Origin of the sequence: Ferrovibrio sp., from assembly GCF_025869515.1 — a bacterium.
Classification (GTDB): domain Bacteria; phylum Pseudomonadota; class Alphaproteobacteria; order Ferrovibrionales; family Ferrovibrionaceae; genus Ferrovibrio.
This window is the reverse complement of sequence record NZ_JAOZVR010000015.1, coordinates 1-17,557: the sequence shown is the minus strand read 5'-3', so window position 1 is coordinate 17,557 and position 17,557 is coordinate 1. Positions and strand designations below refer to the sequence as shown.

14 protein-coding genes and 1 pseudogene are annotated in these 17,557 nt (G+C 60.1%); 8 read left to right on the top strand and 7 right to left on the bottom strand.

The features are described from left to right. Nucleotides 1-1,320: 1,320 nt before the first annotated feature. Together OJJ21_RS02765 and OJJ21_RS02760 are read left to right on the top strand one after the other, a co-directional pair. Nucleotides 1,321-1,497, top strand: coding sequence for a hypothetical protein (locus tag OJJ21_RS02765; protein WP_297682902.1), 177 nt, complete (start codon nucleotides 1,321-1,323; stop codon nucleotides 1,495-1,497). Further along, nucleotides 1,494-1,766, top strand: coding sequence for a helix-turn-helix transcriptional regulator (locus tag OJJ21_RS02760; RefSeq protein WP_297682900.1), 273 nt, complete (start codon nucleotides 1,494-1,496; stop codon nucleotides 1,764-1,766). Before OJJ21_RS02765 ends, OJJ21_RS02760 begins: the two co-directional genes overlap by 4 nt. A 242-nt stretch (nucleotides 1,767-2,008) precedes the next feature. Here the strand turns inward: OJJ21_RS02760 and OJJ21_RS02755 are convergent. The 7 genes and pseudogenes from OJJ21_RS02755 to OJJ21_RS02725 all read right to left on the bottom strand — a co-directional run. Next, nucleotides 2,009-2,198: pseudogene (locus OJJ21_RS02755) on the bottom strand (transposase); the annotation flags it as partial. Nucleotides 2,199-2,226: 28 nt separating this feature from the next. After that, nucleotides 2,227-2,412, bottom strand: a complete 186-nt coding sequence (locus OJJ21_RS02750; RefSeq protein ID WP_297682898.1) for a hypothetical protein — start codon at nucleotides 2,410-2,412, stop codon at nucleotides 2,227-2,229. Next, nucleotides 2,412-3,347, bottom strand: a complete 936-nt coding sequence (locus OJJ21_RS02745) for an IS66 family transposase (protein WP_297682896.1) — start codon at nucleotides 3,345-3,347, stop codon at nucleotides 2,412-2,414. The genes OJJ21_RS02750 and OJJ21_RS02745 overlap by 1 nt, the downstream gene beginning before the upstream one ends. 27 nt (nucleotides 3,348-3,374) lie before the next feature. Further along, on the bottom strand, nucleotides 3,375-3,743 hold the full coding sequence (locus tag OJJ21_RS02740) for a transposase DNA-binding-containing protein (RefSeq protein WP_297682894.1): 369 nt from the start codon (nucleotides 3,741-3,743) through the stop codon (nucleotides 3,375-3,377). A 298-nt stretch (nucleotides 3,744-4,041) separates the two neighbouring features. Further along, nucleotides 4,042-5,166 (bottom strand): acyltransferase, encoded by a 1,125-nt coding sequence (locus OJJ21_RS02735; RefSeq protein WP_297682893.1) that lies wholly within the window; start codon nucleotides 5,164-5,166, stop codon nucleotides 4,042-4,044. A 43-nt stretch (nucleotides 5,167-5,209) separates the two neighbouring features. After that, nucleotides 5,210-6,130 (bottom strand): glycosyltransferase, encoded by a 921-nt coding sequence (locus tag OJJ21_RS02730; protein ID WP_297682865.1) that lies wholly within the window; start codon nucleotides 6,128-6,130, stop codon nucleotides 5,210-5,212. Nucleotides 6,131-6,134: 4 nt separating this feature from the next. Beyond that, complete coding sequence (locus OJJ21_RS02725; RefSeq protein WP_297682863.1) at nucleotides 6,135-8,351, bottom strand: glycoside hydrolase family 99-like domain-containing protein; 2,217 nt, start codon at nucleotides 8,349-8,351, stop codon at nucleotides 6,135-6,137. A 439-nt stretch (nucleotides 8,352-8,790) separates the two neighbouring features. Here OJJ21_RS02725 and OJJ21_RS02720 point away from each other — a divergent pair, with 439 nt between their 5' ends. From OJJ21_RS02720 to OJJ21_RS02695, 6 genes are all read left to right on the top strand, one after another. Then, on the top strand, nucleotides 8,791-9,252 hold the full coding sequence (locus tag OJJ21_RS02720; protein ID WP_297682861.1) for a hypothetical protein: 462 nt from the start codon (nucleotides 8,791-8,793) through the stop codon (nucleotides 9,250-9,252). A gap of 504 nt (nucleotides 9,253-9,756) precedes the next feature. After that, entirely contained in the window at nucleotides 9,757-12,264 is a 2,508-nt protein-coding gene (locus OJJ21_RS02715) for a glycosyltransferase (protein ID WP_297682860.1), read from the top strand. A gap of 18 nt (nucleotides 12,265-12,282) precedes the next feature. Next, on the top strand, nucleotides 12,283-14,559 hold the full coding sequence (locus OJJ21_RS02710) for a hypothetical protein (protein ID WP_297682858.1): 2,277 nt from the start codon (nucleotides 12,283-12,285) through the stop codon (nucleotides 14,557-14,559). Then, nucleotides 14,549-15,232 (top strand): methyltransferase domain-containing protein, encoded by a 684-nt coding sequence (locus OJJ21_RS02705; RefSeq protein WP_297682856.1) that lies wholly within the window; start codon nucleotides 14,549-14,551, stop codon nucleotides 15,230-15,232. Before OJJ21_RS02710 ends, OJJ21_RS02705 begins: the two co-directional genes overlap by 11 nt. 14 nt (nucleotides 15,233-15,246) lie before the next feature. Beyond that, nucleotides 15,247-16,455, top strand: a complete 1,209-nt coding sequence (locus OJJ21_RS02700) for a glycosyltransferase (RefSeq protein ID WP_297682854.1) — start codon at nucleotides 15,247-15,249, stop codon at nucleotides 16,453-16,455. A 212-nt stretch (nucleotides 16,456-16,667) separates the two neighbouring features. Beyond that, nucleotides 16,668-17,531, top strand: a complete 864-nt coding sequence (locus OJJ21_RS02695) for a hypothetical protein (protein WP_297682852.1) — start codon at nucleotides 16,668-16,670, stop codon at nucleotides 17,529-17,531. Nucleotides 17,532-17,557: the final 26 nt, after the last annotated feature.

Sequence of the window (17,557 nt, the reverse complement as noted above, 5' to 3'; positions counted from 1 at the left end):
GATTCTATGCAAAGTCCAATGCCGGTGAATGTGTTCTCTGACCGGGTGGCGCGGTGAAATTGGCGCCGCGGGCGCGGCCAACGACTCCTCTATTAGGGCAGGTCTGGGGTATCGGACCGGACGGAAGCTACTCGCACCTTATCCAAGGCAACGAGATGCTATCCAAGGCGCAGCCACACATAGATGAAGCTCCCGATCGCGAGCAGACAAGCCCGCCGCCGTGCAGGAATGCCATTTTGCGCAGTTCGCGCCTTCCCTTGGGACCGATTGGCATCCGGGTCTCAGTTTGCTTTCCGAATTTGTTCGGGTTTGCTGCTCGGGGCTTGGCAGGATCTGGATGAAGCGCAACTTCGGCCGCGCCGCGGAACCCACCTCGCCGCTAAGATCCGTGAGTGTAGGCTCATTCATCGCGCGAAACTGTCAAGGCGCACGCTGGCCGCGGCAACGCCGCCGTGGTTCCTGTCGCGAGCGAGGCGATAGCGCCGTGGCCAAACAGGTGAATGCCGTGCCCTACCAGCAAGCTGAACGGGCAGCTGCCGGCAATTCGATTGCCGCTTGGACTCCCGCAATTAACGAGGCTTCTGTCCTGAATATCCGACGGGCATACTGGGAACGTCCGCTGTGACCTACTCGCTGCGGCTCGGCGCCGTTCTCATCTGTCGGCGAACATGCGGATGAATAAAAGAACAAGACCATTTGCGATTGTCCATGACCATGATGCAATCTTGGATGCGTGGAAGCAGGGTGAGCGTAGCGGTGAGCTTGCTGTGCGGTTCGGCACAAGCGCAGGCTATATCCGTACGATCGTCAAGAATGCGCGCGAGCGAGGCGACCCCCGCGCTGAATTGAGAGGCGCGCTGGCATCGCCCGGCCAAAGCCGTCGAAACCTGGATCATGATGCGATTCTGGATCGATGGCAGGCGGGCTGGCGCGCCGAAGAGATTGCCAGGTTCGCCCACACGACCGCGGAGACCATTTACGATCTGCTTATGAACTATCGTCGACGTGGGGACCCTCGCGCGCTAAGGCGGCGTTTGCCGAGTCCTTAAGCGGTGGCTGATCCTGGAACGGCGCTCGTCATGGATGTGAGCAGGAAGCCGATCGTGTCGACTGTCTCGGCCTACCGCCGCGGCGGGACGGTTCCGGGCCGCTGGCATGGTCATTGAGATCGAACGTGGTCGTGCTTGACACGCGCTAGGTAATTGAGCGCATTGCGACCCCAGAAGGGCTGCAAGGTACCGACGGCAGCTTGTCTGGGGCGTGCGCATTGCGACAGGCTCTGAATGCGTCGAGGGTAGCACCTGCATCTGGGTAAATATCATGTCCACCATAAATTTCGCCATTGCCGCCATCATGTTGAGCATTGGCTTCTTCATCGGATTCGTGACGAACAGTTTGGTATCGGGGGCCAAGATTATCGAACTTGACGAGGAGTTGGCCGATCTCCGGGCTGAAATTGCAGGTATCCAGAAAGACGAGGGCAGATCGTCACGATGAACAATGTCGCTCTAAAGGACCTCCGCCAAAAATGGGGTCTCAGCCAGGCCGCGATGGCCGAGCGTATGGGGTTGCATCGGAGATGGTATATCAGCCTTGAGCAGGGTCAGAGAGAGCTGCAGCGCTGGCATGTCCTCTCGCTTGAGAGAATCAGTATCGATGTAGCCATCGAGCAGCAGAATCCAGATCTTATCGTTGGAACGCTGAAATTCATCCTGGAGCATCTGAAGGAGCTTGATCGCGAACGGGAGGGCACGCCCAAATCATGAGCAGACCGTGGCCTGATGAACGGTCCCTAGGCTGTGTGGCGCTCGGACTCACCGCGCATCTTTGGCACCATTGCTCGCCCCATGTTTTGTCTGACTGCCTCGTTGGGCCATCAATGCCCGTCACACCTGCGAGGAGCGAGCAGCCGGGAGGCGCGGCTCGCGGTCAACGTCGGCTGACGGTCAGGGCAGAGCGGCAGGTGCGCCTGGCACGACCTCCGTCCTCTCTCGCTTTTTCAAGGCGGCGGCGCGGGGCCGGTGTGGGCGAGTTCATAGAAGCGTCGCCGCACATGGGACCAGCACAGGGCCAGGCGAACCTCGCTGCGTCGTCACCACCATAGCCGTCGACCTACAGGATGCCGCTAAAGCGGCGCTATGAGCCACCGGCTGTTCCGCCTTGCGGTCGCAAGCATGGACATTGACGACACTGGGCGGAGCTAGAGCACGTCCGGATTAATCCGGTTCATATCCTGCGGCTCTGAAGTAGTTTGCGCATTCGGATGGGGCGAACTGGTCGAGGAGAGACCCGCCTCATCTCGCCATAGTCGATGTTGTCGGGATTGGCGGCGACGACTTCAACCAAGGCGGGGTTTTCGCCGATCATCGCCGCGGCATGGGCCAGGCTGTAGAGACGGGTATCGCGAGCCATCACGCAGCCTGGTGCTCCTGCACCCGCCCCCCGGTCCAGTTCCACGGCAGCATTTCCGGCAGGCGGGAGACCGTGAGGTTTGGCATGCGCGCGAGAACATCGGCGAGCCAGGCCTGGGGGTCGACATCGTTGAGCTTTGCGGTGATGATCAAGCTGTACATGAAGGCCGCTCGCTCGCCGCCTCGCTCCGATCCCGCGAAGAGCCAGGCCTTCCTGCCAAGAGCGACGCCGCGCAGAGCGCGTTCCGCGGCGTTATTGGTCAGGCAGACGCGGCCGTCATCGAGGAAGCTGGTGAAGGCCTCCCAGCGCCCTTCCTTCTCGAACATATAGTTGATCGCCTTGGCGATGGGGTTGTGCTTCGACATCTGTGCCCGTTCGGCTCGCAGCCAGTCGTGCAGTTCCTCGACCAGAGGGCGCGACTGACGTTGACGGACGTCCCGCCGCTCGGCCGCGGTAACACCGTTGATGTCACGCTCGATGGCGAAGAGTGCGTCCATGCGCTCTACGGCCTGCATAGCCACGGGCGATAGGGCATGGGCCGGCCTACCCTTGTGGGCGACAGCGGCGAGATCGGCCAGTTCAAAGAACTTGCGTCGGGCGTGGCTCCAGCACAGCGCACTGGTCACGGGCCGGGGCTCGCGCCCCTCGCGATAGAGGTCATTGTAGCCGCCATAGGCGTCGGCTTGCAGGATACCCGTCCACCCGGCCAGGTGCCGGTTGGGATGGACCTTCTCGCGGTCGGGAGAGAAGAAGAAAAGGGCTGCGGGCGGCGCCCCACCCGCGAAGGGACGGTCATCACGAACATAGGTCCATAGCCGCGCCTGAGTGCAAGCGTTCCCTTGAACTTCGTGCGTGTCCAGAACTTCGCCGCTGTCAGCCCGAGCGGCGTGCCCTTCAGGGTTACCGCCAGGCTCGAATGCATCAGCACCCCGCACAAGGTCACGACATTGGGCTGACCCGCCTTATAATGTCCGGCGTTGATGGTCTTGGTGAAGCCGATCTTGCCCGGCCGCGCGCGGCTGTAGATGAACTCGGTTGGTGTCCTGCAGGATAAGGATCGGTCCCTCGCTCGCCGCGCAGCGTATGGCGGTGGCTGCAAAATGGCCGGCCAGCACGCCATGCTCGGTGACGCGCGGGTTGTCGAAAAACCGATACGCCGCCTTCGTCGCTGCCCAATCGCCGCACGCTGCCGGGACTGGCTGGCCCGGCGCCGCCAACATCTGATCAAGCAAGCGGCGCAGCCGGCGCGCCAGGCGTTTGTCCGGTAGCCCCGCCGAGGCGACTTCGTCTCCATGCCAGCCTGCGCCGCTGGCTTCCGTGGCTCCGCGCATCTGTGACGCCTCCGCGATTCGGCGTCACAGGCAGAATCACAGACGATTCAACGGGCGCAAATCCCGCGCAGGAGATGTGGGTAATCGAAAGCCACACCGGACGGTTACGATCTAAGCATAAGCTCTGACATCGTCGTACGCTCAGATTCTCTCGGCTGGGAACATCAACCTTCGCGCCTCATGCCGAGAGGTCGGCTCCAGACGACGCTTATGACTCAGCCAGGGCCCCAGTATCCCTCAAGAGTTCGAAACGAGGATGAGACGCTGCTATTTGGTCCAGTGGTCCACCATCGAGTGATCAAGCGCGAAGAGGAAGAAGCTTCAACTCGAGCCGCCGACCGGCGCGAATGAGCGGCCTCTCGAACAGGTGCCAGGACGTGGCGGCCGTCAGTGTGGTCGCGGCAAGCGTCAAAGCGGCGATTTCGAGGGGAGAGAGTCCCGAGGACTTCAGCATGACGATGAAGGGGAGATGCCACAAATACAGGCCGTAGCTGATTGTTCCGCAATAGCGCAACGGGCGGCTCAATCGTAAGAATCGAGGCGATTGCATTTGGCAGGCGGTGAAGACCGCGGCGCCGAAGGCCAGCGCAGTCAGGGTGCGGCCAAAAATGAAGGCGATCTGTCCCGAGGGCCAGAAGTTGACCTGTGGAAAAACGAACAGGCAGACCGTCAGCGTCGTCAGAACTGCGCTGAGCGGCAGCATCCAACGGGTTGTGCGCCAGAGCGCGAAAGGTGCCGAGCGCACCAGTTGAGCGATCACCATGCCGATGGCGAACTGATCGAGCCTGCCGGGTAATTGGGTTGAGAGTACAAAGAGGCGGTATAAATAGAGTTCATCGCCATTGTCGGGAATGATCTGCCAGGAGGCCCAGCGCCACGTCCACCCTATGAACAGAGCCATCAGCAGAAGGATGAATCCGTTAGTCTTTCTTAGTTGTGCGATTAGTAGGGCTATAAGAAAATAAAAGTGAACTTCGATAGCAATTGACCAATTGACACCATTTATTGAACTAAACCAATCCGTGTTGAAGGAATGAATAAAAGTTAAATGGGTCAAGATGTGAACCCACAAGTTCGGTGCGTCGATAAGATAGCGTTGCGACATATAGATCGATGCAACGAGGGTAAGGGCATAGAGTGGGTAGAGCCGGAAAAAGCGTCGTAAAGAAAATGAAACAAGAAACGCCCGGTGGCCAGTCCGTTGGAAAATATCTAGCGCGCTATAGTAGACGACAAATCCACTGATGACGAAAAAAAGATCAACACCAAGGCTGCCCGAGCGAAACCAGGACAGCGGTCCTGTTTGCGGATATGCTACCCAGTTCGTATGGGCGATGATGTGCAACATGATGACCGAATAGGCGGCGAACCCGCGCAAAATATCAATAGCGGGGAAATATTCCCCTCGGGAAGGATTGGCCATCTATGCACGGATCCTGAGATTGGCGGGACGGAAGCGCAGTTCGTCAAGGCAGGCGCAAACCCGTAGTGTGGTGCCCGGCTGTGACCGTACGGTGATGCGCCTGATAGGGACGATAGTGGCCCAATAGCCAGTTACGGAAGCTGGGTGCAAGTTCGGCTATGGCCCAAAAGGCCGGCCCTTGATTGTGCGGCGACAGGCACAGGCGATTGGCCGGAGCGCGTTGGATGGCCAGGCGAGTATAGTCCCGGTAGCATTGCGCCGCCTCGTCATCCGCCAGTGCGGCAAGCTGCAGGAAGCTGTTGGTGGCATGGAGTCGGTAGAAATAATGTGAGCTCTGGAGGAAGTCAGGTTCGACGAGCGTCGCCGCTCGAAGTGCGAAACTCCAATCATGGCAATATTTTAGGTCGGAAAATCCTCCGACGGCATCAAAAAGTCGCTTTGTGAAAACGAAATTCCCGGTGGTGATGGTGATGTTGAACTCCAGCAGGGGCCAGGATGTGGCGGGAGTTCGGTGTAGCAGGCGGGCCGGGCGATATTTGATGTCGGCGGCTGCGGCCGTGCCCGGTTCGCGGCCATTCTCGTCAATCGGGATTGTGTAGGAGAATCCGAAATAGACTGCGCGCTGGCGCCATTGCTGGACGAAGGTTTCAACGCGCGTCACGCTGTAGGCATCGTCGGAATTGAGCAGGAAAATAAGGTCGCCGGAAGCTCGGGCTATAGCGCGATTCCATGTGGCCGCGGCGCCGAGGTTGAATGCATTGGCCTCGACGATAATGCTCGTGAACCTGGCTCGATAACGGGGCTGTGAGAGAATGGCGCTGGCGATACCAAAGCTGTCGTCAGTTGAACCGTCGTCAATAAGCACGATTTCGATGTCGTCAAAAGTCTGCGCAAAAACCGACTCCAAGCAAGAAGTCAGATATTTCTCATGATTGTAGGATGCAATGACAATGCTTGCGCGCATATTATTACCGCACAATATCGACAATATGATCTGATGCAAGCAGGCAAGGGCCGTTCTCACAAAATTCAAGCAGGTGAATTTTATATCTACCCAGGGGGACGTCGTTCAAATCGCATCGACACTCGAAGCCGAAGAAATTGTCGGTCGAGGCTCCTGCGAACTCGGACGCGATGTCGGCGCGCGCCTGCCAACTATCGACGAAATGATGAGCACCTGTGTCGGATGTCGTCGAGCGCAGCAGCAAAATGCCGGTGCGACCGTGCCGGGCAGCGAAGTCCGACGAAACGAAGGAAACGCCTTTGACGATGAGCTGCGTCGACTGGGAGACGGCCACTTTCGGGGAGGCGGAGTGGTTGATGGCATCGATGATGAGCATCGATCCTTCAATCGACGTCGCTTTCTCAAGCTCGTCCGGTAGGCCGGGTTGGAGCCGACGATTTTTTGCGGTACCGGCCGGTGTCGATTGGATAAAGCTGCCCAACGTTTCATTGAAGAACAGGCTCTGCCGCAGTGCGCGCTCAAGTTCTTCGCGTGAGAGCAGATTTATCGCGTCCGGGTTTCTCAGAAAATTGGTGAGTGGCGAGGTGCCGGAAGCGACCCGACGGACCGCGTCGAGATAAGCTCGGCCATGGATCGAATCTGGCTCAAGATGTGCTCCTTCCGCCCACTCGTTCCAGGAGTTTATGAAGACCAGCTTGCGGTCATAGGGCTGGGTGAGCGCGCGGCGGCAAGCGTCGCGGAGCCAGATCTCGAACAGATCGGGCGAGGAATTCACGAAAACGTTGCCCTTCGGGCCCTTTCGAGGCGTGTTGTCCCATCGCGGCATGACGCCAGGAAAATAGTTGTAGGCGAAGCTGCGCCCGAGCGCGGAGCGGACGACGTCCGCATAGTCATAGGCCGTACCCTTGTAGCTCTCCGGTGCCTCGATCGCCTCGCGCGGCAGCTCATTTGCAAAGGCCGTGTGGGGCGGGAATTCGACGGCAGCGTCGCAGCCGAGTGGGGCGGGATCGTACTCGCCGAATGTCATGACGTTGCATATTAAGAGCTCGCCAAGGCCCCTCTCATAGGCACGCTGTCTCCAGTGATCGAAGAGCTGGGCCCGAGAAGGAATGAGCGCGGGCCGGTAGATGAGGATCAGCAGTTTGCCGTTCACACGAATATAGCGTTCATCGGCCAGCAGCGGCGCCATGTCGTCGATGTAGCGCTTGTCGGCATCGATCGAGTGATGTTGGCCGATAAGCAGGTCGGCGTCGGATCCATCCCACCGACGGGACCAGTTTTCATTCGCCCAGCAAATGCAGAAGGGCATATCGGGTTCGCCGTCTTCAAGCATTAATTGCAGCGGCCGCTCCAACAGACGTCGACCCTGAAACCAATAGACATAATAGCAGAAGCCGGTAATTCCGTACTGTTTTGCCAATTCGGCCTGGCTGCGCCGTGTCTCCGTTAGCCGGAGGTCATAAAATCCGAGATCCGCGGGCAACCACGGCGCATTGTGGCTCGGAAACTGCTTCTGCATCCGCGCCACATTCGTCCATTCGGTAAAGCCGGGTCCCCACCATAGGTCATTCTCCTTAATTGGATGAAACTGCGGCAGGTAAAAGCAGATGATCTCGACTTTTGGCGTCGACCGGGTCTCGGGTATATTGGGAGTGGCGCTGAACAGATCGCGCCCGTCGCGCCGATCAAAGCCCAACTGGCCCCAGCCGCTGGCGATCTCGTCATCCTCGAAAAGCACGAGATCGATCGTTTCGCCATCGGTGAGCTGACAACGAAGATAGGCGTCAACTTTTGGCTGAAGGGCCAGCATATTGGTCATTGCGCGGCTCAGCCGCCGCCGCACATGAGGTGAGGTCAGCGAAAGGCGAAAATTGTCGCCCGGCGGCACCTGCCGGCCGTCAAGGGAGCCGTTGCGTGTTTGGGTCTCCGCGACGGTATGATCGCCGATCCGCAGGAAAATGCGGACAGACGCGCCCGGCGCGGCCCGGTCCGTCAGGGTGCCCGTGATCGCTGTGCGGTTCAGCGGATCAAGATGACCTTCCACCCGCAATGACGGGCCTTCCGGTTCGCCGCTAGAGCGGTCGGGTATTTCAGGGGACGGCGAGGGGAAGGGTGAGTGAGGGCGCATGGATGGCGTCGGGCGGCCGCTTTGTCGAACAACATGGAGGGGGTCGCCAAGCCGTTTGTCAGTCTGCGGCGAGGGCCAAAGTCTGCGGTTCATTGGCGATCCCTGCTATAATGGTGAGCCCTTCACCTGTCGATAGCAAGCCGCGCCGCCGATACGGGTCTTGCCAGCACTGGCGCAGCCCTCCACGCGCAGCTCACACTGGCACGTCCGAGGGTGCGTCGTCTCTCTCCCTGTGCCGCACCAGGCTGCGCAGCACCTCGCCGCCGGCGCGGGCCGTATGACGCGGGCGCACCAGGCAAATCGCGGGCGCATAGACGGACCCCACAATGTCGTGGAAGGCTGGGCTTGGCACGCGGCGCTGCGCCGTGCCGGCGTAAGATGAGACGTCGGGCCGGGTTCATGACGAGCAAGCTGTGGAGCCGACGGGACCCGGTTATGAAGGGGCTCAGCGGGGCGGCGCTTCGGAGTTGTCCGGCATCGCCGTAAACGCTATCGAGTACCCGCCGGACATGGGCCGGGAGGTTAGATCAACGTGCTTCAACTCATTGGACTGATGCTGTTCCTCGGCGCTGGTTGGTTTATGTACCGCATGGTAAAGGCGCCAGTGGTCAATAGCCGCACGGCAGTTCGACATCTCCCGATATATGCGATGTGCTTTTTCATTTCGAGCCTTGGAGGCATCGGCCTGTTGTTAGGGCCGAGGTTTACAACAGTCACGGTTTCCGTTGTCGGTCCGGCTAGCGCAATGCCATCTTACCTGGCGCTTTCCGATGCGCTTGGGAGAGATTTCAAGTTTAATTCACTCGACAACTATGCGCACCGCTCGGAAAACGCCGAAGCTGTGTCCTGTAGTCCGGAAAATCTGGACACTTTCGTCAGACGCTCAGCCGATGAGGCTGGTGTCGTGCTTCAGAAGCGTTTACTTCCTGAATGCGCTCGTGGTTCCAAGCTCACCAACTTCCTTCACCCGCACATTTCCGTATATCTGCAGTGATAGTCGACTATCAGGTCCCTCGTCGAAGCTCGACGCCGTGATGCTCGGCTCCAGATTATCAGGAAGCTCAGGCGGCGCGCCCGACAAGCTGCCGTGGAATCGACGGATGACGATCGAGGGATGAACGACGGTCCTCTATTGGCGGCGGGCGAAGCCCTCCATCGGAAGGCTCACCGAGATGGTCACGCCTTCCTTCCGGTCTTTCGCCAGCCTCTCGAACAGGCACACAGAGAAGGTGTCACGATTCTCTGCAGGTCGGTCCAATCAATGCCGTCTCTGGCGCCATAGGGCAGCCGGAATGGCCCGGTCGGTCGCCGCTCGAGGTGAGCGACGCGACACGCGACACGCGCGGGCGCCATAGTGAGGTCGCCTGTCTCCGCCCTGACAGAGCCAATGGTCGATTGAAGCGAGGGGCCGCCTTTGCAAGAATGTTCACCATCGGGCAAATGATCGATCACGTCGGGGATCGGCCTTCGTGATGCCACGACGGCCAGGAGGATGATTTTGGCACGTCGTTTCACGGAGCCTGACGCGCTTTCACGGGAGATTGTGCAGGCTCTTTCGCAAGGCGATGCCCAGGCGGCCCTCCAATTGGCCGACTGTCGGCTGGGCCATGATCGCGCTGGCAGAGGTGCGCGCGAACACATGCTCCGTTCGGCCGCGTTATATCGCTTGGGCGAGAGCAAATTGGCTGAACGTGAGAGTGAACGCGCGCGCCAGCTGGACCCGAGGGAGCTCTCCGTCCTAGCCCTCAGCCTCGCGGATACAGCGGAGGAAATCCGCCTGAGTGCCGCCCGCCCCCTGTTGACGATGGCCACGGCACCTCTCGCCCTTCGCCGACGCGCACTGGAAACCCTGCTTGAGGTCAACAGTGTTGAGATGGACCTGCACCGCTCGCGAGATTGGCTGCATGGGTGGGTCTACTGGCGTCTGGGACAACCTTTGTCCTGCTGTGTTGATCAGGCGGGCGAGCCGCTCTGGACTACTCTCCTGCCCGATCCGGCCCACCCGTTGGCCGCAGAGGCCAATGCCGCGCAGCTTTCGGTTTATCTGGGAGCTGGCGGTCCCTGCCATGTTAGCTTTCATGAAGATCCGGCAGGCGACAGCATCGCAAAAGCGGGTCCTTATGTCTCCAGCCAGTTTGCGTCTGGCGCGCCGGCTCAGCGGCCCGCCAGTCCGACCGCAAGTTCCCTTCTTGTTATTGTGCCGGCTTTTGAGGATGTGGACGCCACGCGGCAATGCCTGGAGAGCCTGCTGGCCCAGATTGACGTGCCCTTCGCCTGGCGGGTCATTATCGTCAACGATGCCAGTCCGAATAGGGATCTGAATGATCTTCTTTTCTTCTATGAAGCAATGGAACGTTTTGAACTGATTTCCAACTCAAAAAATGTTGGATTTTCGTCATCAATAAATATCGCTCTTGGTCATCGTCGATCTGGCGAAGATGTCGTTCTACTCAATTCCGATGCAGTCCTTCCCGCGGGCGCGCTTTTGCGCTTGCGTGCCTCGGCATATGGCAGTGACGATATTGGGACGGTGACGCCATTGTCGAACAATGGTGAGCAATGCAGCTTCCCATTGAAGAATCAGAACAACCTCATGCATGAGGTGAGTGATATAGCGCACTGGGATGCGGCCGCCGCCACCTGTGGCGCGCTCAATGTGGTCGATATGCCCAATGGCGTGGGATTTTGTCTGTTCATCAAGGCGGAACTTATTCAGCGTCTGGGCGGGTTGTCGGATGATTATGGGCGGGGATATTATGAGGATGTCGATTTCTGCCTGAAGGCGCGGCGCCTCGGCTTCCGCAATGTCTGTGCGATTGGCATCGTCGTGGGTCATTGGGGCAGTCGTTCATTCCGCGCCGATAAATTCGCGCTGGTTCACCGCAATCTGGGACGGCTGGAAGCGCGCTTTCCCGGTTACAAGCTCGAATTTGCCGCCTACCTCGCGCGAGATCCGTTGGCCGTGTGGCGGCGCAGAATTTTGCGGGCTCTGCCTCCAGCGCCTACGGACGTCCTTCTGCTCGCTGATATTTCCACTCTTGGCCATCTCCTGGATTTTCGCGCCCGCCTGCTGCGGGAGGCGGGATTGAAAGTGCGGATCATGACGATCGAGCGGCAAGGCGAAGAGGCGGTCGTGTGCTTTCACGAATCAGTGGCGGCGCGTTCCGACGCGGTGCGCTTTTCCATTGAGGGTGAGCCTGGCGCGTTGGAAGGCTACATGCGCGCTATGGGCCTGCAGCGCGTTGAACTGGCAACGCCTCTCGATCCGCATGGTGTTGTCGGGCAGATTCTGACGACATTGGAGATTGCGACCGACCTACTCATTTTGGATGCCGGCCCGTCATCGCGCAGCCTCCTCGCCATGACCGCAACCCGACCAGGCATCAGGGCGACGCCGAATGTGAAGGCCGGGCCTCGCCTTGCTCATTCGTCGAGGCTGGCGGCCCACGGCGGAGCGGTCGATGACGAGGTTCGTCGTCTTCGCGCGCTCAATACGGTGACCTATCGTTTTGCGGCGCAGGCGGCGGAAGGCAATCGGCGTGTGATGTGGGAGGCGGAAGGCGATCCTGCGGCGACCTTGCATTGGACTGGTGTGCGCCCTGCGTTGCTCATGCCTGTCTGGACAGGGGCCTCGCACGAATTCGCCTGCGCCGTCGCGCACGCCTTACGCGAAAGAGGGGCGCCGTCCCTTCTCGTGTTCGGCCCGTTGATCGAGACCGCCCCGCTTTTGCGTATGGGAAATGTCGAGCCGGTTCCCTATAGGGAAGACTGGGAGCTGGAGGAGGGCCTGCGGCTGCATCAGGTTCGGGCGGCGATCCTGCCCTATCGAACCATGATGCCTGAGCCCGAGCATGACCTTCTGCTCAAATGTGCCATACCTTGCGCCTTCGTCGATTTTTCCGGCCGCCTTCTCCGCGGCCGGCGTGGTGATTGCCGGCTTTTGCCCGACTGGTCCGATGCCATTTGTGCGCGCAATATCGCGTCCTGGTACATGAGATTGAGTTGATCGCGTTTTCTGGATGACATGACCGTGCACATTGAAGTCCTTTCCGACGCATGGATTCCTCATTCAGGTGCGATCGAGGGTTATGTCTTTGCGCCAACCGAGATGGGAAGGCGGCTGACGGTCGAGATTCTTCTCGATGGGGTAGTCGTCGCAACGCTGCGTGCGGACGAGTTCGTCGAGCGGCTCTGGCGCGAGCGGCGAGGGGATGCCTGCTATGGCTTCTCCTTTGCAATTCCCGTCGGTGCGTCGGCACGCTTATGGGAGGTCCGGCTCGCCAATCTTGACAAGACACTGGCTCGTCTTGCCAATGACAGTCCTATAGCCGTTCTGCCCCCGGCGATCGGCGAGGTTCGCTGGCGCGGCGGATTGAGGCTGACCGGATTCGTTGTTGACGACGATGACGCGCAGGCCATTTCCTGCGTATGCGACGGTCATATGGTCCATCAAGGCCGGGCGGATGGATGGTCCCATGTGACGCGCGGCAACGGGCATCATCCGGTGCGCACCTTTGACATCCTCTTGCCGCGTGCGCTTGCCGACGGCAAGCCCAAATCGGTTCATGTCTATGCCGCGAGTGGGGAGGAATTGGCCGGGAGCCCTGTTCCGCTTTTTGCGGCCCCCGATACGCTCTCAGTCACCCTGGGCGGGAGCGAGAGCCCGGAAGAGGGGACTGCCCGACTGGAGCTGTTTCAGCGGCTCTTTCCGCCCAGTGTTCCCTTCGACGAATGGGCGCTCTGGGCACGGACCTGGTTGCCGGCCGGCGGCGATGGCCCTGCTTTCAAACTTGCCATTGCCATCATCGGCGACGAACCGGCTCGGCTCGCGGCCACATTGGCGAGCCTTGAACGACAGAGCGCGACGGGGTGGGTCGCGGCAGCCCTTCCCAGTGAAGACGGGTTTGGCTTTCGCCGTGAGGACATCCTTGAGTTCCTCGAAGGGGTGGCTGACGAGTGCGATTCTATCGTGTTCATATGCAGTGGCGTTGAACTCGAACCCGCCGCTCTGAGCCGCCTTGCGGCAGTGTTTGATCAGACCCCGCTTGGAGATCTGGCCTACCCTGATCTGTATTGTCGAACGGCCCCTGGCGTGCGGGAGCCGTGGGCACTACCGGCCTTTGACTATGAGCGTCTCCTTGAGCAAGGCTATTTCGGTGAGCTCTTCATCATGCGCCGAGGCGCATTGACCCGTGCCCTTGTCTCGCAGGAGCCCAGCCTTTTCGATGTGATCTTTCACGTCATAGAGGCCGGCGGGAAGCCGTCAGGGAGCGCCATCGTCCACGTGCCTGAGCCGCTCGGATGCGCCGAACGTGGCGAGGGGGTGATGCGCCGAGCCCAGGCGGTCGCCGCGCATCTTGATCGCCTCGGCATTGCCCACGCAATTGAACCGCGGGTCAACGGCCGACATTCGCGGCTCAGGGTGCGGCGCCATGCCGAGCCTATGGCTGCAACGATCATCATTTTTTCCAACGGCGATGAGGCCGCGCTTCAAGCCAGCATTCAATCCTTGCGTGCCGATGAACAGGCCGGCAAGTCGCGCATGATCGTCGCGACCAATGCCGAGCGCTCGGCCTTTCCCGCATTTGGCGAGGAAGATGTGGAGTTCATCGAATGTGGCGGCACCTTTGACCGTCACCGTCTGGCCAATATCGGCTTGGAGCGGGTTGAGACGGAGTTCGCTTTCCTGCTTGATGCCGAGGTGAGCGCCTTGTCCTCTGACTGGCTGGCGGAATTGGCGGGGCGGGCAATGGCCGAGGATGTCGCCGCGGTCGGTCTCGTGACGGTGACGAGCGACGGTCATGTCGGTCAGGCCGGCTATGTTCTCGGCCCGGACTATGCGGCCGCGGAGCTGTTTGAGGGTGCGCGCGCCGGGGTGCCCAGCTATGGCGACCTTCTCCTGGTTGCCCATGAAGTGGCTGCGATATCCATGCGGTGCGCTCTTGTCCGGACGGCGCTTGTCAAGCACGTCGGGGGCTTCGACGAGTGCGCCTATCCCGACGGATTGCGCGACGTTGATCTGTGCCTCAAGCTTCAGGAGCGCCGTCAGCGTATCGTTCTTTCTCCCTATCTGCGTTTTTTGGATCGGCGTCCTATGTCGCTCGACCTGGCAGCGCTGGCGCCCGCTCAACAGCTGCAGCTCGCGCGGTTTCGCGCCCGGTGGGGGGATCGCCTGCTCAAGGATCTGCTTTACAATCCAAATCTTGGCCTTGATGGTGCGCCCTATTCGAGTCTGGCATGGCCTCCTCGCGATCAGGCGCCTCGATATCGTTTCCATGGAGATCAGCTAGGTGGCGATTGAGACGTTGGACAAGCGCGGGGCGACGGCGACGCGTGATGAAGGCTTGACCGTTCTCAATGTCGGGGCTGGCCCGCGTGTGAGCGGAAGGCTCCATATCGGATTCGACCCCGCGCACTGGCGCGAGATTCGGCTCGATATCGATCCGGCTGTTGATCCCGATATCGTCAGTTCGGCAACGGATTTGAGCCAGTTTGCGGCCGCCAGCCTCGATGCAATCTGGTCGTCGCACAATATCGAGCATCTTTATGCGCATGAAGTGCCGCTGGCGCTTGCCGAATTCGTGCGTGTGCTCCGCCCGGACGGTTTCGCCCTCATCACCTGTCCCGATCTTGCGCAAGTCGCCAAGGCCCTGCTCGATCAGGGAGGTGAGTTCACGGCCTATCAGTCCCCGGCCGGCCCGATCGCGCCGATCGACATGATCTTCGGACATCGAAAATCCATCGCAGCCGGCAACAGCTTCATGGCTCATCGGACGGGATTTACCCCGGAACTCATTGCCAACGCGCTGCTTGAGGTGGGTTTCGCCGAGGTCAGGGTCATATCCGGGCGCTTCTATGATCTGTGGGCACTGGCGCTTGTGCGGGCCGGAGATTTGTCACTTGCCCAAACCTGCCTTGAGGGGACGCCGCAGGACGGCTTGCTGCGTGACAGCCCGATCGCACTGGTGGGATAGCAGCGCTCTTCCCGATGAATATATTGTTCGTCCATAATAATTTCCCCGCGCAGTTCCGGCATGTCGTTGCCGCTCTGCTCGCCGCGGGGAGGCACCGCATTGCCGCTATCTGTACGAAAGAGGCGAGTGTGCCACGCGGTGTGCAGGTGGAACGATATGAACCGCCACAGGGCGTAGCGGCGCATATCTTCGCCCGTCGTTTTGACAGCGAGTGTCGCCGCGCCGAACAGGTGCTGTACGCGGCGGCCCGGTTAAAGGCGGCAGGTTTTCTGCCGGACATCATCGTCGCCCATAGCGGCTGGGGGGAGACCTTGCCATTGCGGGAGGTTTTTCCGCCGGCGAAGATCATCATCTACAGCGAATTCTATTATCGTAGCCGCGGCCAGGATGTCGGTTTCGACCCCGAATTTCCCGAATACGGCGTCGACGGGCGCGTCTCTTTGACCATCAAGAACGCCAGCCAGCTGCTTGCCCTCGCCGATGCCGATGTGGGCGTGTCCCCGACCCACTGGCAGCGCTCGACCTATCCGGTTGAATTTCAGTCGAAAATTCAGGTCATTCACGAGGGGATCGACACGAGGCGGGTGGCGCCGAGTGCGGCAGCCATGTTCCGCCTCGCGCCCGACCACGTCCTGACCGTCAAGGACGAGGTCGTCACCTATGTGGCGCGCAATCTGGAGCCGATGCGGGGCATTCACTCCTTCTTGCGCGCTCTCCCCCGATTGCTCGAAAAGCGCCCGAAGGTGCAAGTGGTCGTCGTCGGTGGCGATGGGGTTTCCTATGGTGCGGCGGTAGAGCCGCCCTTCCGCAGCTGGCGCGCACGATTTTGGCCGGAGGTTGCCGGGCAGGTTGACGCGAGGCGGGTGCATTTCGTCGGGCAGATTTCCTATGAGCGGTATTTGAGCCTTCTTCAGCTGTCCTCCGTTCACATTTATCTTACCTATCCCTTTGTGTTGTCCTGGTCGCTTTTGGAGGCGATGAGCGCCGGCTGTGCTGTCGTTGCGTCGGATACGGCGCCGGTACGGGAGGTTGTTTCGAGTGATGGAGGGCGACTGGTGTCGTTCTTCGAACCAGTTGAGATCGCCGATAAAGTGAGCGATCTGCTCCAGAGCCGTGTTGATCTGAACAATATGCAGCGGGCTTCGCGTGATATCATTATCAGAAGCTACGACATGAGCACGAAATGTAGACCCCAATTCATGTCGCTGCTTGAATCTATTTGAGAGGGTATTTTGATAGGGGATATGACGCCAGAGAGTTCTGTGGTCAGAAGGTCATAAATGTGGGATAAATCCTGAGCCTCGGGTCTCAACGCCAATGTTTTGAGTGGCTGCCTGCATTTTAGGCCTGCACATCTCTTGACATTGGTGCGGCGCAAAAGCTTAGCTTAACGAAGGGGCATTTGTCCCCGAGGGGCATTCTACAAGGTGGGCGCGTGGATCGTAACGTGAGCGGCCGGCAGGCCACGATCTCGTTTGGGCGGGGGCTTTTTATCCTGCGTTATGCGAGCTGCGACGTTCCGCAGTCGCCGCCGCGTGTGCGCTTCGCCGTCGCGGGCGGTCTGCACTCCGCAATTCGCATCGTGCCCGTGCCCGGCTCCATTGCCGGCGAATTGAACGGGGTCGGCGAGTTTACGGTGATCTCGGCAGAATCCCCGGGGGCGTTAGAGGTTCTTATCGAAGAGACCCGCCCAGGCGGGGGCATCGGGTGCAGCGTTGTGCTGGATCGGCTCGGCGGTTCTGCGCAGGTGCCATCGTCCCAATCCACTGCTGCGATCTTGGCTTCTCCGCTGTCGTCACCTAGCCAGGCCTCAGCGGGTCAATTGGTTGCGCATCTGTCCAATCGCGGCGATGTCGCCTTGGCGCTGGGGGAGTGGGTTGGCGGGCCGCAAGCGCCGACGCCGATTGAAGGCTTGGTGATTCCCGCCGCGCTCTTGGGCGACGCCGCTTTGGAATATCAAGTGATGCCTGCAGGTTCTGACCGTTGGGGCAGCTGGTTGCCAGCCGGGGCTTTTGCTGGTTCCCGCGGTCAGGCGCGCCCCTTGCGCGGGATCCGTTTGCGCCTGTCGGCGACGGGTAGCTATACGCTTCGTGCCGAAGCCCTCTTTTTGGGGGCGCCGATCGACCAGAAGGTCGGGCGTGATCTGGAATTCATGTCGAGCTCGCCATTCGATGTCATGGTTGGTTTTCGCATTGAGCTTGTACGTGATGCGGCGCGCGACGTGGCGCCGGTTTCCTTGGCTGCGCTTCCTGCGTCAGCCAATCGACTAAAGGTGTTTCGTTCGTCTCGCGCTTCTTAAGCGTTGCAATTTGGGGGTGGATTAAT